General features: G+C 57.3%; 11 protein-coding genes. 10 read left to right on the top strand and 1 reads right to left on the bottom strand.

What is annotated here, in order from left to right:
• The first annotated feature begins 1,682 nt into the window (after window positions 1–1,682).
• The 10 genes from ASF22_RS23950 to ASF22_RS23185 all read left to right on the top strand — a co-directional run bounded on the left by ASF22_RS23950 (window position 1,683) and on the right by ASF22_RS23185 (window position 15,207).
• Entirely contained in the window at window positions 1,683–2,816 is a 1,134-nt protein-coding gene (locus ASF22_RS23950; protein ID WP_156647748.1) for a hypothetical protein, read from the top strand.
• Window positions 2,817–3,370: 554 nt separating this feature from the next.
• On the top strand, window positions 3,371–4,699 hold the full coding sequence (locus ASF22_RS14525) for a site-specific integrase (RefSeq protein WP_056265599.1): 1,329 nt from the start codon (window positions 3,371–3,373) through the stop codon (window positions 4,697–4,699).
• 535 nt (window positions 4,700–5,234) lie between these two features.
• Window positions 5,235–7,259, top strand: coding sequence for a caspase family protein (locus ASF22_RS23945; protein ID WP_156647747.1), 2,025 nt, complete (start codon window positions 5,235–5,237; stop codon window positions 7,257–7,259).
• Window positions 7,256–8,122, top strand: coding sequence for a hypothetical protein (locus tag ASF22_RS14515; protein ID WP_156647745.1), 867 nt, complete (start codon window positions 7,256–7,258; stop codon window positions 8,120–8,122). Before ASF22_RS23945 ends, ASF22_RS14515 begins: the two co-directional genes overlap by 4 nt.
• 103 nt (window positions 8,123–8,225) lie before the next feature.
• The gene (locus ASF22_RS23940; protein ID WP_156647743.1) at window positions 8,226–9,536 is read left to right on the top strand and encodes a GTPase-associated system all-helical protein GASH; all 1,311 of its coding nucleotides are present in this window, start codon (window positions 8,226–8,228) and stop codon (window positions 9,534–9,536) included.
• Window positions 9,537–9,539: 3 nt separating this feature from the next.
• Window positions 9,540–10,493 (top strand): hypothetical protein, encoded by a 954-nt coding sequence (locus tag ASF22_RS23195; protein ID WP_082483729.1) that lies wholly within the window; start codon window positions 9,540–9,542, stop codon window positions 10,491–10,493.
• Window positions 10,438–11,328 (top strand): hypothetical protein, encoded by an 891-nt coding sequence (locus ASF22_RS14505; RefSeq protein ID WP_244474296.1) that lies wholly within the window; start codon window positions 10,438–10,440, stop codon window positions 11,326–11,328. Before ASF22_RS23195 ends, ASF22_RS14505 begins: the two co-directional genes overlap by 56 nt.
• A gap of 7 nt (window positions 11,329–11,335) precedes the next feature.
• Entirely contained in the window at window positions 11,336–13,810 is a 2,475-nt protein-coding gene (locus ASF22_RS14500) for an effector-associated domain EAD1-containing protein (RefSeq protein ID WP_156647742.1), read from the top strand.
• A complete protein-coding gene (locus tag ASF22_RS23190; RefSeq protein WP_162239570.1) occupies window positions 13,795–14,865 on the top strand; it encodes a caspase family protein in 1,071 nt (356 codons plus the stop codon). Before ASF22_RS14500 ends, ASF22_RS23190 begins: the two co-directional genes overlap by 16 nt.
• 72 nt (window positions 14,866–14,937) lie before the next feature.
• The gene (locus tag ASF22_RS23185; RefSeq protein WP_082483731.1) at window positions 14,938–15,207 is read left to right on the top strand and encodes a prolyl oligopeptidase family serine peptidase; all 270 of its coding nucleotides are present in this window, start codon (window positions 14,938–14,940) and stop codon (window positions 15,205–15,207) included.
• Between the two features lie 110 nt (window positions 15,208–15,317).
• Here the strand turns inward: ASF22_RS23185 and ASF22_RS14495 are convergent, their stop codons facing one another.
• A complete protein-coding gene (locus ASF22_RS14495; protein ID WP_056265620.1) occupies window positions 15,318–16,640 on the bottom strand; it encodes an IS701 family transposase in 1,323 nt (440 codons plus the stop codon).
• Window positions 16,641–16,828 lie beyond the last annotated feature (188 nt).

Genomic DNA, 16,828 nt, shown 5'->3' with positions numbered 1-16,828 from the left:
GGTACTGGCCCCGGCCAGTCCGGATCTGAGCGTGGCGACTCCTGGATCGCAACGTCATCCTCCCTGTTGTGCAGCCAGGCTGGGCCAGCGTCAGTCGCGGTCCACCGACCCGTTACGAGGAGACACATGATGGCCATGAACATACCACGCACGGTCTTTTTCACCGTAGCCGCCGCCGCTCTAATGTCGGCATCGCTTGGTTCCGCGCAGGCTGGGAGCGCGCGTTGGACATGGATTGACCCTGGCAACGACGCGCGCGTTGAGGATTTCTTTGGAGCCCCTGGCAGCTCGGTCTGCGTCCAAGCGGTGGATGCGGCGACACACCAGCCGACAACTGTCCGCCTCTGGCGGGACGCGAGTCCCGGCGGCCAAAAGGGTCTGGATAATATGATGGGTTCGCGGAACTTAACCACCAAGGGAGGCCGCTACAGCGTGTTCGTGAGGAACACATCGGGCCGCCCGGTCTACGCTGGCCCTTGCGCAGCCAATATCAATAGGCTTCCTGCTGCCAAAGAAAATCTCTGAGCCATTACGAAGCGGCACAGGCGCAACTGGAGGGCGCCTGTGCTCGCTGCACAACCGCCTGGGGTGTTACCAGGCCGCACAATCAGTGATGCAGAGCCCCATAGCAGCGGGATCCTATGAAAACTGGCTTTACAATTTTTGAGCCGAATATGATTGAAGGTCCAGTTTACGCCTGCGGAGACATACACGGTCGGCTTGACCTCCTTGAGGAATTCCTGGCCTGGGTGGCAGAAGATGCCCAGGGCCCAGCGTCAGTGGTATTCCTTGGTGATTACATTGACCGAGGCCCTAACTCGCGGCAAGTCATTGAAAGAATCATGGCTGGGCCAAGCCGTCCCCGTGAGCATTGGTACCCAATCAAAGGCAACCACGAGGCCATGATGGTCGCGGCTTGGAAGGATCACACCGACTTTCACGTTAGAAACTGGATGGTATGCGGCGCATCCGCGACGCTACGCTCCTACGGCACCGGAAACATCCGCAGCATCCCTGAGGCACACATCCGCTTCCTTGACGATTTGCCTCTCGGCTTCGATGACGGCGAGCGGCTCTATGTCCATGCTGGAGTGAGGCCAGGGGTCCCTATGTGGCGCCAAATGCCACACGACCTCCTATGGATCCGAGAGCCGTTTCTCTTAGAACCCCATGGCCTAGATCGAGTAGTTGTCCACGGTCATACGCCGGACTTATGGCCCATCGTTTTGCCATATAGGATAGGCTTAGACATCGGAGCATTTCGTACGAACACTTTAGCTGGCGCACGTTTCGATCCGCTTAAACGAAAACCACGCCTTTGGCTTGGCCAAAGATCGCCATTAGAATATCGAAAATACTAAGCGGTTAACGGCTTTTGATATAATAGTAAACCAGAAACTAATATTTTTTTATATTAGATTGATTTTATTCCATAGCATAAGATTAAAAATCCCTAAGAGCTGTCGCCATGTGCGCATTATTCGTTTAAATATTAGAAATATCAAATACATTTGCTTGCGCTATAATCTGAGACTGCAATGAAAGCGCCTTATAAAATTTATACAAACAGAATATTTTAAGCTTCACATCGAAGGTTTGGCTATGATACACTTTTTCACATAGGCCTAGAATGTGCCTTGCTCGGGCTAATTGTGCAAATAAAGAAGGCAAGCGGCAATTAAATGACTAGATTATTGATTTTGTTAGCTAGCCTTGTATTAATGTCAAGGGCTGAAGCTGAGGCATCCGATCAGTGCAGCGATATAATCAAAGACGGCACACTTCAAACTGTAAATATTCGCACGAATGACTTGCTGCAACAAGTCATTCTCGACAGATTATCTAGGATGACTTACGAAGAATCACAGAAGGATAAAAGTTTTGATGCAAATATTGCGATAGGTCCAAAAAAGCTTGGTGTCGGCTACGACGAAAAGCAATTCCGCAGATATCAAGATGACCTTAGACGTCAATTGGACACTAGCCTAACCATCTCGCAGCAGCGTGATATAGCCTTGGCATCTGGTGATCCAACGATTATCAACGCTTGGTCAAACTGTATGGACAAAAAAGGCGGTCTTTCAGTTCGATATATAATAAACAATAAAAATTCGGCGTTTGCCATCGTAGAATGGAGAGCCGCTCCAAAGTCTGGCGTCCCGGAGGTCTTCTTGACTGAAGACGTCAAGCTCGATGAAAATATTGCGGAAGATCGTTCAGACCTGGAATGTTTAAAAAAGGGTCGAGTGCTGATAACCGGCACTGCTTGCACCGCTCATTTATATGTTAAGAGTGCTCGAACCCCCATCATGCTTATCGTAAAAGCTGCAAGCAAAAATGGTTCAGTTGAAGATGCATCTGCTTACTTACCGCCACGCCTGCGATATCAAGTAACGCGGAAGCCTTATTTTACAAAAATGGCAAATAGCAATGAGGATTTCTATTTTGAAGGTGCTAAGAAAGACGGGGATGGTGATTTTCCCCTGAGCCGCACGGTGGATCCGACAGAGAATGGCGGTTGGAGATTTGATCCTCAATCGATAGAGCAAAGCTTTTCAACAATTAATAATGTAAATAGAGGCGATTGTATTGCATCGCCCCCAAAGGCAAACAGTTTTACTTCATACTTTTCATTCCGCGTAAGAAGCAATTCAAGCGGGACGCAAGTATGTAGGATGTATCCTCGCATCGATCTAATAAAAGAGGAGTGGGTCGAGGATGGTGCCCCCGCCGTCTCATCGACTGGTCCTAATCTGAACAATACATTGGGCGCCGACAAGCTTGAACAAAAAACCGAATCTGTTATCAAAAGATAAATCGCAGTTTGTTTCACACAAATTTTTGGTGCTGACGGTTTGTAATGTGGGGGGAGGCCGGTGGCGGCGGTAACCTGCCGAAACGGCGGGTAACCAACATGACTTGTCAATTGATATTCGCTGAGGATCCCGGTTAACGTTTGAGCGTGCATCAGTACACCTGGAATCTTGTCCCGTGAGATATACGATCTGCAAAAACGTATGTGTCAATCAAAGTAATTGCTAGCGCACCACTAGCACAGCTGGCCAAGATCTCATTCCAATCAGAGACTTAGCAGCGCTCCAGCTCAGATCATAATCCTTGTGTCGGGAGTTCAAATCTCTCCCTCGCTACCATGAATTTAGCCCGCTAGGTCAATGACCTAGCGGGCTTTTTCGTGCGCTCTTTGAGGCCCGAGGGAACGGCTTTATGTGCTAGCTCAGCGCTAGCGCATTCCTTCCAAAAAATTGTTTTGGATGAACGGGCTAGGTGCTGGTACCAAGAGAACCAGACAGCTTGCCTAGCGCAAATTTAGCGCACCCTTGGGCACTGCAGTAACCAGACAGGGCGCGCAATGAGCACCCCCACCAGCCAGCAAGCCGAGCGCTATCAGCTGTTCCAACGATCGGGCAGCACCCGATGGCAGATGCGGTTCAGCATCAAAGGGCAGGGGCAAATCAAACGCTCCCTGGAAACCGACGACCAAGCCGAGGCTCAACGCCGGGCAGACGCAATCTGGTACAAGGCCACGTACCGAGCGGAGCAGGGGCTTTCAGCCAAGGCCCACGGTTTCGAGGCGGTGGCCGACGAGTACATCAAACTTATCCACCGCGAAGTGGAGCGTGGTGAACGCCGGGCCGACCAAGGCAGGAGCGAACCTTCGCTGATTCGCCGGTTCTTCGTGGGGTACTTCGCACAGAAGCCCATCGACACGATCAACGAAACCGATCTGGAGCGCTACGCGGAGTGGCGGCGTACCTACTGGACCGAGGGTCCGGGCAAGCTCGTGACACACATCGAGTATGAGCGAGCTGGTCACCGCTTAAAACGGCCCGTGCGGCGCGTAGCGCCGGCTGTGAGCCGTCAGCGTGCCGAGATGGTGGTGCTGCGAGCCCTGCTGCGTCAGGCAGTGAAGTGGGGCTACCTAAAAACGCCCCCAGAGATCCGCATCACTGCTCGACGAGCTCCGGACAATCGCCGGCCCAGCTTCGAACCGCACGAGTTCGCCAAGCTGGAAGCCACCAGCCTGAGCCGACTGGCGGACCCGGTCATGAACGATGGCCCGCGGCGGCACGTGAAATCCAAGAACGGACGGAGCGGTTGGAGCATCAAGCGACTGGACGATCACACTCGGCGTGATCGAACCCTGATGCACGCCTACGTGATGATTGGCGCGTTCTCAGGTTTGCGCCCGACGGAAATGTACAACCTTACCTGGGGGGACGTGCTGGGCTACCGAGCTGGACGGCATAAACCCGTGGATCAGCGGGATATCCGGTTGCAGGTTCGAGGGAAGGGAAAAAGCGGCAAAGCCATTCCACAGAAGGCGGCGATCCCGTGGTTCGACACCCTGTGGATGCTGTTTCAGCGCAGCATGGCGCGGGAACCCCTAGATACCGACCCGGTGTTCGCCAGCGAGCAGGGCAAGCGCGTGAGCTCGGTGGCCAATGGCTTCACACAGCTTCTTAAGGCCGCAGGTTTGGAACGGGATCACCGCGGCATCAAACGCACGCCTTACTCGCTGCGCCACTTCCACATCAGCGAGCAGTTGGCGAACGGAGCGGAGGTGATGGACGTGGCCCGAAACTGCCGCACATCGCTGGTGATGATCGACAAACATTATGGGCAGGTTCGGCTTGAACGTGTGGCGGATCGGCTTCGGCCAGAATGGACCCGCGCCTGATTTTGTAAGCAACTAACTATCAGCAGCCCTCAGGGCCGTCCGCCTACGAGCGATCTACTAGATCGGCTTGTTTGACAGGATTGGCTAAATCTTTACCAAGTTGCCCTCGGAAGAAATGATCCCAAAATTAGATATGCGAACTATCATTGATGTCCGCAGCATTCCGTCCAAATTCGCCATACAGCTGACGACTAACCTTAACTGAAAGCTTCCGCTCTTTTGTTCGTTGAAGCGCGCGCCAAAGCGCGGAGGATTAGTCTGCGACGAGCTATTTCTATATTCGCCATCTGCATCTCTGCCTACAAAGCAGGCAAAGCTATGACGGAGCACCTCAAAATGGCAATTCATCCCAACCACTGAGTACGAAAGGAAGGCGTTACGGAAAATTCGCAATTTTCTTAGCTGTGCGCACGGCCGGAAAAATAATACCAATGGGCTGTTTTGTGAGGTACGCGTGTCGCTGTGGGTACCGATCAGGCACTAAAAACGCTCTGATACCCTATGAAGTTCTGGCAGTCGCGGGTGTTCGAGAAGGATGAGGAGAGTCTGCGTCACCATCGGCGTTTCACGTGCAGAAGGGCTGTCGCCCCTTCGCGCAGCAGTGACGGCTGCAGAGGAGATAGGTCAATGGGCGGTGATCTCCGGTTTCGCGGACGCCAAAGACGTCGCGGTGCTGACTGATCGTAAAGACCCAGTGACCATTGAACGAGTTTGTGAGACTCTCGAGCGGTTACTGCCGATGGGTACTCAGACCGATTGCCTACTGCTCCATTTTGCCGGACATGGGCTGCGCGAGGACAGCACTCGCACGCTATGGCTGCCGACCAACTGGCGGACGAAGCTGCGCGCGATCGCAGTCGAACGCCTGAAGAACCGGTTGTCGGATTATGGCATCGCCAACGTCACCATCATCTCGGACGCTTGTAAGGCGCTCGCCAATAACAAAGATAGCTCCGATTTGACACCTGATGGCGTACTAGGATCCGGCATCAGCGCGGGTAGTCGGCCGATATTTGACCGTTTTGATGCGGTTCACGACATTGAATCTGCCTTTATGATCCCGGGATCCACACCTGAGAAATCGCGTTGCATTTTCTCCGGTGCACTTATTGAAGCGCTTTGGGGTGCAACCGGGGCGACCGACCCTCAGTTTCCGGGCCAAGTCACGGCGGGCTCACTAGCCGATTATCTCGCGGCCAGGGTAGCCGACCTGTGTACGACCTACCAGGTGAGATGCACACCGGAGACGCTTCCCGGCCGGCCGCCCAATCATCTCATCTATTTCGACACGACGCGGGTAGACCCGGCGGTCATTCCCACCCTCCCGACTTGGCCAGCACCCATTCGAACGGCCGGCGCAAGCCAAATCACGACCGATCAGCAACCCGAGGAGAAGGATGCTTTCGATGTTGACCCAACTGTGTCGGTCGACTCCAAGTTTTGGGAGGGATCCGAGGAAAGAGCGATAATCATTCGGGATATTCTCGGCGATGAGTTTGGCAGTACAAACCCAGAGATCACCGGGTTCGAGCAGCACCTCGGAATCCCAGCGGTAGCGAAGCGCCAGCTCAACGATTGGACCCGAGCGATAGCGCAAACACCGATCGAGGGATCTGCCGCCCCGTCAAAGACCCAGCTGTTATGGCTACGGGCGCAGGCACGGGGTGCGGTCGAAGGGGCGGCGGTAGCTGAGCGCAAGGCGGCGCGCCGACAATCGACCAAGCGGTTGTTTCGGCTCAAGGATCTGCGATCCCCTATCGGAGGCAATCTGCTGTTGACCGGCGTCGCGCCCGAGGCCATCTGGTCGCAAGCGCCGATCAACCACCTAGGGTACAACCGCTGGCGAGTGGCCTGTAGCGCAGGAGCGCGACAGCTCATCGTCGAGTATGAAGATGGTGTCTTCGTTCCGGTAGTCGTTTATTCCGCACTCATGACCATAGCGGCTCGCGACGATCGCGGGACCGTCGGTTGGCTGTTCCACGATGGTCAAGAGGGGCGTGACAACCGTCGGGCCGTCGACATACTCGTCCGGCTGCAAGCTGGCGAACTGCTACCTTCTCAGGTTGACGAAGTCACCGCGCTGTTGCGCCAGAGCAAACATGGCAATCCAGTCCTGGGTGCCATATGCGCTTATCTTTACGATTATGCTGGCGACCTCGACAGCATACGGCGCATGGCCTTTTTCTATGTCAGTCGCGGCCAGCCAATTCCCTTCGACATCGCGCTCATGGGGGAGCTTCGTATCTCTAGAGATGATGACGGCGGCTACAACGTGGCGCAAGCTGCAGCGGTCCAAGCGCGAGCTTGTGCAGAGCGCCATGCCAGGTTGCCCGATTTCGTCAGCCGAGCAACCCCCGAAGCTACAGGGCCGGTGGCCGGATCCTGTCCATGGCTTCGACAGGGTTGGGACTTTATCGATGCGCCGAGTGATCTTGAGGCGGCGCTCGTTCAGGGTCTTCCCGATATCCGCCGCCACCTACTCCCGGAGACCTTCACCTCCTTTGACCGGGAAGGCGGCATGATTTTGGCCGAACATTGGGGAATGGAGCGTTATCGATGAGACTATTGTTCATCCACGGTATCGCACAACAGGATTATAGTGAGGCGCAGCTTTTAGGGATTTGGTCCGAACATCTGCTCGACAATGGACTTGATGCTGGCAGGCTCCGCGCGTCCGAACCTGCTATGGCCTACTACGGCGACCGGCTCTACACTTGGACCAAGGGAGATGCAGCTAATCCGGTGGCGATGGGGCTGACGGTCGAGAACGATGAGCTCGATTTCCTCGCGAAGACCCTGGACGAGATCGCCAGCGCAAATGCGCTTGACGAAGATGAAATTGAGGCCCTAGCCTATGCGGCAACGGTCGCTGAGGGGACCCAAGCTATCGCGCAGAGTAGCTGGATTGGGCGCCGCGCCGTTGCGATCGTCAGTCTGCTCGAAAGGATCTCCCCGGCGCGTGGACAGTTTGCCGCGAGAGTGGTTCGGGAGGCCTATATCTATCTTGCCAATCCTGGTGCCCGTAAAGAGATCGACGATATAGTCCGGCCACGCATTGGTAGCGGTGAGCTTGTTATTGTGTCGCACTCGCTGGGGACGGTCGTCGCGTTCAATCTGCTGCGAGAACTCGCGTCGGCTGGTGCAGATGTCCAGATTCCGTTGCTCGTCACGCTGGGATCGCCGTTGGGCTTGCATGAAGTCAAGAAACAAGTAGGCGGCGCCTTTGCTATTCCTAGGAATGTGACGAGATGGATGAACTTCTACGACAAGGGCGACCCAGTCACGCTCGGCCGCGCACTAGCGACAAGCTTCGCGGCGGGGATCGTCGACACGGTCGTCGATAATAATACTGATAATGCGCACAGCATCGCGGGCTATCTCGACGACAAGCAGCTGATCGACATTCTGGCTGCGGTGCTTTGATCGTGAGGCCGGGTATGTCCCCCGTTGTCCGGCTGAGCGCCACGGCATTGGCGTCGGTGCCCTTCATCACCCTCAGCTAACCTCATTTGCAGTGGTTTTATCAATGCGTGACGAAATACTACTTCAGTTTCTTGAGGCTGGTCTACTCGATATTGGCTCTGACGACACCAGGCTCGAAAAGCTGCGCACCACCGCCAAGGAATTATCCGCCGCACTGAAGAGGGATCCTGCTCTGACAGTTCCGTGGACATTGGTCGCGGTCGACCCAAAGTCGTTAGCTGAGGACCAAGCCATTGTTGATGCCTGGTCGGTCCTGAAAAAGAACTGGACCACGGTCGCTAACAGTTATCAGGCGACCCCGATTGCGCTGCTCCGCGCGGTCCTGCTCGACGCACTGATACAAACCGCAGCGAAGGAACCAACGGTGGCAGTCGCTTTCGCAAATAGCGCGCGCAACATGCTACCGCATATGGCACTCGGGGACGAGGGAGCAGTTTGGCTGAATGCGATCGCGGAAATCGAGGATGTAGTTGATAACCGCGCTGACGCGGAATGGATCACGCCCGAGCGGATCCAAATTTCGTCGATAGCCTATCATTCGCCTGACAATATCAAGATTAGCGCGGGCAACCACGTCACCAACCGTGAGACTTTGCACGCCAAAATGCTGAACGCTTCAGGTCCCAATGGAGGAGAAAACCCTAACCCTTATTGGGCTAACCAACAGCCGCGGGAATGGAGCCGGGAATTCTCCGAACGCATGGCGGAAGCCGTCGCAGACGCGATAGACGGTGTGTATAAAGCCAACAAAATCGCACCGATTGATCTCTCACCTTCGTTGGCGGCGCTGGCCGGGTCGGTCAGCGACCATGTCACCAAGGCGCTTGATGCCTTCAGCGGCGCCACCGCAGGGCTGGAGCGGCGGACCAATTTGCTGTGGTGGAAGGAGGCGCTCTACTCTGCGAGTAGCAGGGCCAGCTACCGCGACATGCGTCCCTTCTCCGCCGCTTCATTGATGGCGCTCGATCTCTTCGAGCAAGTGCCGCTGTTTTCGCCGGCGAGCGTCTCGGCCTTCCTCAACGAGGCGATCCAACAACTGCCAGATCTCCGTTCGGCGGAAGCGTGCGACGTCCCGTCTATAGTCGCTGGGCTGCTCGAGGACCCAGTAATGGCACCGTTGCGAAACATGGCCCATGAGCTGCAATCCCCGTGGAAGGGGCGAAGTCCGCTGCTGTCGGTGATCGGCCATTGTGAGGCCCAAGCGCTCGGCGGCATCGCCTTCCGCCGGGTCACGGGGCTCGACGATAAGATCGCTATGCGCCCCAATGCATGGGGCGCGCATGTGTTCCGCGAACTACAAGCGTCGCGCGCTACTAGGGCCAGCGCTGGTAAGCGCGGTCGAAGCAAAGCCTAGCCCATGGATGAATGCCCGCAACCCACCTGTTTCGCGCCGGACACTAGTTGTGCACTCGGCCATCTCGAACTGGCGCATTGCCCGCGCTGGGCGGGAAGTGCCAAGACGCCGCCAGCCAAGGGAACCAAAGACGAAGAGATTCTGCTGCCCTGGACCGGCAATGCCTTAGGTCTCGCCGATATTGATTTCATCACGGGGCGAGAAAAACCGCTGACTGTGGCGATTGCGGGACCGGAGAGCGCTGGTAAGACGACCTTGCTGGGCGCTTGGTATTTGCTGCTCGGCCGAGGCATGCTGACCGAGGAGCACAAACAGTTCAATGGCTCCTATTCACTTGCCGGCTGGGAAGCAATTGCCGGCTCGCTACGCTGGCAACCAGGGCAATTGCCATCATTTCCACCTCACACTAGCACACGGGATTCTCGAGTGCCCGGACTGCTACATCTCGCGCTGCGCGAGGCGCCGGGACAGACCCGCGACCTTTTCTTCGCCGACGCACCCGGCGCATGGTTTCAGACATGGGCGGTCAATGCCGAATCCTCCGAGGCTCAGGGCGCGCGCTGGCTCGCGCGACACGCCGATGTATTTCTGATCGTTGCCGATCGACAAGCGCTAGCTGGTCCGAAGCTCGGTCAAGCGCGCAACAAATTTCAGTTGCTCACCAAGCGTATCTCGGCAGAACGGCGGGGCCGCCCTGTGGCTCTAGTATGGACTAAGGGAGATGTCGCGGTGAACAAGGAGATGGAGACGGTGATCCGCTCCGCAATGTTAGACGACATGCCCAATGCAGCCGAGTTCACAACCAGCGTCTTCTCAGGGGGCAACGAGCATGCCCAAACCGGCGCAGGGTTTGTGCCGCTGTTCGCTTGGTTGCTTGCCCTCGACCGACCCGGGACGGCAGTTGCTCGCAAGCGCGGTACAACCACTGATCCACTATTCCTATATGGGCGGAGATAATTTAATGGTCGCCCGGAAGCGTTCAGTCCTGTTGCTTGGTGAATCCAATGTCGGCAAGACGCATTATGGAGCCCAGTTCCTCAAGCGCCTGATTATCGGTCGCTCTTCGCTAAAAATGTTTGGCCAAGCGACCAATTTGGATCCGTTCGACCAAGCGCTAAACAGCCTCTCGGACGGTCGTGCGACGGGGCATACGCCGTCGGAAACCTATGTGGAGAGCATCTGGCCTGTGATCGATGCGCAGGGACAGCAGGCTGAGTTGGTCTGGCCCGATTATGGTGGTGAGCAGGTCAGACGGATGATTGCCGATCATAGTATTGCCGGCGCTTGGCGTGATCGTATCCAGGGTGGAACCGACTGGATCCTGCTCGTCCGCCTCCATGATCTGAAGAATGCCGACGACATTTTCTCACGACCGCTTGTCGATCTGGGCAAGGCTCAGGTCACATCGCTCGCTCGTCGACCATCAGATCAGGCAAGGCTAATCGAGTTGCTGCAGATGCTACTTTACATCAGTCCTGCCTCGCGCGATGGCCAGGTCGTGACACCCAGTCTAACAATTCTATTGAGCTGCTGGGACGAGCTCGAGGGCCAGCACAAGCCGCGCGAGGCATTGCGGGCGAGCCTGCCCATGTTCAGCGATTTTGTCGAAAGCGTCTGGGACAGCCCAGCAGTCTTCGGCCTTTCCGCGCTCGAGCGTCCACTCAGTGAGCAGCAGGCCGATCAAGACTATGCTATCAAGGGACCTGAGAGCTTTGGCTATATCGTCCGCCGCGATGGCGTCAGTGATGCAGACATCACATGGCCCGTGAGCCGGCTGCTAGCGGCGGCATGACTTGCTCATGAAGGTCGACAGCGCCATTTATGGGGAGGTGAACAATGGCCATGCACTAAGGGGCGCGAGCGGTGATCGCGGTTTTGCGAACAGTCTAGCGGGCCGGTTTGACCTGCCGTCCAGCCCACCCCATGGTGTAGCGTGGTCACCGGCCTTATGTGGTTTTCCTGCGCAGGGTCATTATGTACTGGGCCGCATCTTTCACGATACGGCGGCGCCGCGTGGCAACATGGTCATTGCTCATGCGCTGTTCGCACCGCTCGATGAGATGCAAAATTTCCGTTCGCTCAACCGCTTGATTGCAAAGCTGGCTAGCAGCGCTGAGCTGATAGCAGATCCTATGGCATTTGTGCTCGAGGACGGGGACGAAGGCGATAACGGGAGCGATCTTCAGGCAGTTGCCGCCCTGCTGGTAGGTCGTGGCAAGAAGCCGGTCGTCTGGCTAGGGCCGGACCGTATCGAGCCGATGCTAATCGCGCTTTGGCGCAACCTCTGGCCGTCGATGCGCCGGGACTTTGCCTTTCGACTGAGTTTCGGGCCCGACGACATCGTCGATCCACCCACCCCTGCACTGGTATGCACGCCGGTATCGCTCGCTGTTCGCTGGCGCGGCTATCCAATCATCGAACAAAGCAGCGCGCCGAACAGCGTCGCGGCACGGGTGCTTAGCGGGGTTGATGATGCAGAACCGCTGCGGGCGTTTGCGGCGTCTATCGGCCATGTCGACACGACGTTACAGAGCCTACCGCGGCTGGTCGAAGCTCGCCGCCTACTCCAGTCAGGCGCGGATCTCACCGAGCTTGCTGCCGGCCTGCGCCTGATCAATCTCTTGTCTCCCGACCCCGCGCAGGGTCGGGGCGCGAAGGCAGGCTTCGTCGACGCTACAGCGAGCGTGGTCGCTTCCTCGTCGGCGGAGCAGGTCATGCTGCTGCGTAACCTGTCACTCGAGGGCTTCAACGATCTCAAAGCGCTCTGGGTAGCGGTGACCAAGTGGATGGCGTTCTACCCAATCAATAGCAGAGAGCCGGCGCTGCTTGCGACGATCGTCGCCAGCAACAGGCCGTCAGAGGCGATCCAGGAATGGCGCTCGGCGATCCTTGCGGGGGGAGGTGCAATAGAAGGAGCGCGGCTGAAGCAGTTCGCCGAGGCTTTCTGGGCGTGGCTCGAAGCGGACGACAAAGCACTGCCTGCATTGTTAGCGCTTACCCCCGTCGGGAAGTCGGCCGAAGAAGCGCTGATCGCTGCCTTGCCGAAGAGGCTAATCAGATATTCGACCGACTTGTTACCTGCTTTTGTCGACAGACGCTGGCTGTCGCTGCACGGTGCTGTGCTCGCGCGCTCGACTGGCGCCGTCGAGGCAGTACGCGAACAGCTCAAAGTCGACAAAGATCCAAAATTTAGCGCAGGAATTCTTGCGGCAATTGCAAGTGCGGCAAGCGATGACCTCCTAAAGATCGCGTCTAGCCATGATGATGCGCGACTCGATACTATTGCCGGACGCGAAATTATTGGTAATTTTTCTTTGGCCGCCAAGCTCGACTTTGCGCTTCCCTCGATCCAGCGGATATGGGTGGCGGCCCTCGCAATTGACACAGCGAGTTGGCAGGCCCCGGCCGATCCTCTGGCCGTTCGTCGAGCGATCCTGGATGCACTTCTCAATGGCAGCGCGATTCATAGCCCGCTGATCGCGGCCTTCGCGGCGACACCGCTGGCTGACCTATCCGACTTTGAGCGGCGTGGCATGCTATGGCCGCAACTCGAGGATGCCCAGCCCTTCCTCGATGCAACCGCGCGGGGGTGGCTGATGAAAACCGCAGCGGGTAATGCGGAAGCGCTCGACTCCCGCCTCGAGCAAGCTGTGCTGCAGTCCGCGTACCTCAATCCTCAGCTGGGGCAGGGATGGGGCGAAGCGCTTGCCACCATCGCAGCGCTTCGGGGACTAGGCGAGGAACGTACGCTGACATGGTTCAGCAATCTGGCGGCACGGGCGTCTCCTCCCGACTCTCAGCAAGCCGAACTGCTCGGGCGGATTATCCTCGATCGCAACTGGTCACGGTTGCTGAACTCGGTTCGGGAGCGCAGCTATGATATCCCCGTGTTAAAGGCCACACTTCAGGTCTGCGCCAGCATGTTTTCTCCGTTGTCGCGCTGGATGATGGGGCTGAGCGAAGTGGATACCGAAGAAAAATGGCGCAGCTTCGCTGATCTTGCCGCCGACCTTTATCCTAAAGGGCCCGACGATCGTGATATTTGGGAGCGTGCGGGCGGATCAAATTCTGATATTCTGGCTCGGTCCACCGGCTCCGAGCGCTGGCGCCATGCGATCAGACTCGTGCGGCGCGGCGACGGTCCCGTTGTGATTTCACTCCTTCGCGAGATGCAAAAAGATTTTAAAAGCAACCCTAACCTGCAGTTCATTGCGAAGGATCGGGATATTACTGAGGCGAGGGGCAGGAGTCGTGGTTTTTGGCCCTTCTTATGACATCGCATAGCTTCACCAACGCCCATGCATTAATCATTGGCATTGCCAACTATGCACATGCCCGAAAGCTCTCGGAGGCAGTGATCCGTGATGCCCAAGATTTGGCAGCGCTGCTCCAATCGCCAGCGCGCTGCGGCTTCGATCCACGTAAGGTCCAGTTGTTGCTCGAAGGTGCGGCGACGCGAGAGGCAATTGTTGCCGCGCTGGATCAACTAGCTGGAAAAGCGTCGGACGAGGACATGGTTTGCATCTATTTTTCCGGCCATGGTTGGCGTGCGTCAGATAACGATGAGAGCTATTTGCTCCCGGTAGATGGCCGGCGCGACGCGTTAGAGACGAGTGCGATCGCGGCCGCGTTATTGTCCGAATGCCTCAATAGGATCAAAGTTCGACGGCTGCTAGTGCTGCTCGATGCCTGCCATGCCGGGGGAGCGGGGACAATCAAGGACGCGTACGGGTCCGATGAAGAGGAGCGTACTATGAGCGAACCGGCGCTTGAGTTGTTAGCGCAAGGTTCGGGACGGGCGATCATCGCATCATCAAAGGTCAACGAAACCTCGCTTATCCTCCCTGGTGCCCGAAACAGCGCCTTTACAACGGTGTTGTTAAATGGACTTGACGGCGCCGCCGATTTTCAAGGCTCTGGTATTGTAAAGCTTTTCGGCCTTTATGAATATATTGCGGAAAAACTACCGGATTTGACCAACGGTCGACAACATCCAGTTCTACGCACCAAGATCGAAACAAACTATGCTATTGCGCTCTGCCGGAATCGTTCGGCTGAAGATGACCATAGTCCTAGTCCACTCTGGCGAGCGCGACTACAAAGCCTGCTTCCCATTCTGTACCCGGCGGGTCCAACCGATCGTGATATTTGGGAGCGTGCAGGCGGCGATCTCGCTGAACTAACGTTTGGTAAGACAGGCCGGAGTATGTGGTTCGAGGCATTGAAGCTACTTGAAAATGGCGGAGGTGGCGATATTCATATTGGTAAATTGATCGCTGAGGCCTTAAAAGACCATCCGCGTAACACACCTCTATTGTCTTTGACATAGCAATTCCAATTGATATTAGATACAATTGATACGTCTTGTTAAGGTGGATATTTTATCATCTCTGTGTGAACGATCGTTGGCTACTCGGGCCCGCTGCTGGATGAGTTCGCCGGTCAGCGTCCACAGCTACCACCCACTCTGATCCTGCACGGTGCTTCGGATCGCATCGCCCCCGTTTCACATGCTGACACAATAGAGCGTCTGCTGCGGGAGCAGAGCACCCCGTATGAGATCAAAATCTACGAGGGACAGGGCCACGGCCTCACGGATGCCGCGCAATTCGATGCCGCGGCCCGAGCCGCACCATTCCTTGGACAACTCCTTCAGCAGGCGTCCTCCTAAAGTCGTGACCTACTAATACTACTGTGTCACAAATTTGTTGGCAGCAAGGACATCGTTGCAGGGTTTGCGTGAGTGCCCGTGCCAGCCGTAGGCGCAGGGTCGCGATGGAGTCAGGCACGTGTCGCTCGGGCCGGATCGGGAGCACCACGGGGTTTGTAACCGGCGGGTATGGCAAGCGCTTGCCGCTCGACGATCTCTGGTCCTGAGGGGGGAAAACGGCCTCGCTCTGAGACCAGGAACCCGTAGGCCGCGATGCACAAGCTGGCGTGATGATGGAAGCCGCGCCAGCTTCGCCCCTCGTAGTGGCCGAGCCCGATTTCCTGTTTGAGTTCCTGGTAGTCCCGCTCGATGCGCCAGCGCAGTTTCGTCCGGCTGACCAACTCGGCCAGGGGCGTCTCTGGCGGCAGGGTCGAGAGCCAGTACTTGGTCGGCGCATCCTCGCCCTCCGGCCACTCGATCAGGAACCACTCCTCGGGACGCGGCTCGTGTCGCAGTTCATCCCGATGTGCCGGGCGCGCCCGCACGGCCGCAAAGCGCGAGGTCAGTAGACCGTTCGTGCCAACGCGCCACGTGACCCGCTGCCAGGCAGTCTCCGGCAGAGACCGGGCCAGCGTCTCCGCCGAGAGTGGCTTGTGCTCGGGGCTCCGTCGTACCCGGGTGGGTGGGCGCCCGCGTCCGCTCCAGGGTTTAGGCGGCAGCGGTGCGGATCCTGGGGCCCACAGGCTCGTCGAGGACTGAACGCCCAGACTGTAGCGCAAGCCCAAAGCCGTCAGCGCCGTACGGAAGGCCGTGTCGATCCCGTATCCGGCATCAGCCAGAACCAGGCCGGCCGGCACCCCATCGGCCAAGGCCGCCCGGATCTGATCCAGCGCAATCTCTGGCTTGGTCCGGAAGCCGATCTCCTCGGGCACGGCGGCCTTGCCGCGCCGCTCGGCATCCAAGGCCCAGGCTTCCGGCAGGTAGAGGCGATAGGCCACCGGCAGGCTGGCCTGGGCGTTGGCCACAGAGAGCGTCACGGCGATCTGGCAGTTGTCCTGTTTGCCGATCTGGCCGCAGTATTGCCGTCCCACTCCAACTGAATGGCGGCCCTTCTTGGGAAAGCCCGTATCATCGACGATCCAGGCCTGGATCGGGCCCTGGCTTTCGATCGTAGGAAGAACCTCGCTGCGGACTCGGGCCAGCAAAGCGCTGTCCGACCATTCGCCCTTGGCCACGAAGTGATGCAGCGCCTGATGGGTGGCTTGGACACGCGCCGGCGCGATCCGGGCCGCCATCGGCTCGATGCTCTTGCGAGCACCCGGCAGGAGGAGGCCCGTGCAGTAGGCCTTCAGCGGCGCAATCCGATCGGCATGGCCCAGGACGCCTGACAAAGCCTCCAGATATCTTGCAAAACGAAGCTGGTCAGCAGCCAGCGGGGAGTTCAAGCGATCCATGCCTCGCTCCATCACGAGATCGAGTCACCAACTCTACACCCAAACTTTATGACACAGTAGTACTAAGAGCCCGTCCGATAATGTCCGGCTGGGGTTGAGTGGCCGGGATGGCGGTGATTCCAGAAGGGTGCTGAAGCCTCATCTGGACGTGCCATGTGGACCCCGACCACTCGCCGGCAGCATAGCCG

Origin of the sequence: Methylobacterium sp. Leaf87, from assembly GCF_001422775.1 — a bacterium.
Taxonomy (GTDB): Bacteria; Pseudomonadota; Alphaproteobacteria; order Rhizobiales; family Beijerinckiaceae; genus Methylobacterium.
Note: the sequence above shows the minus strand (reverse complement) of the source record. Positions and strands in the feature narration are given on the sequence as shown.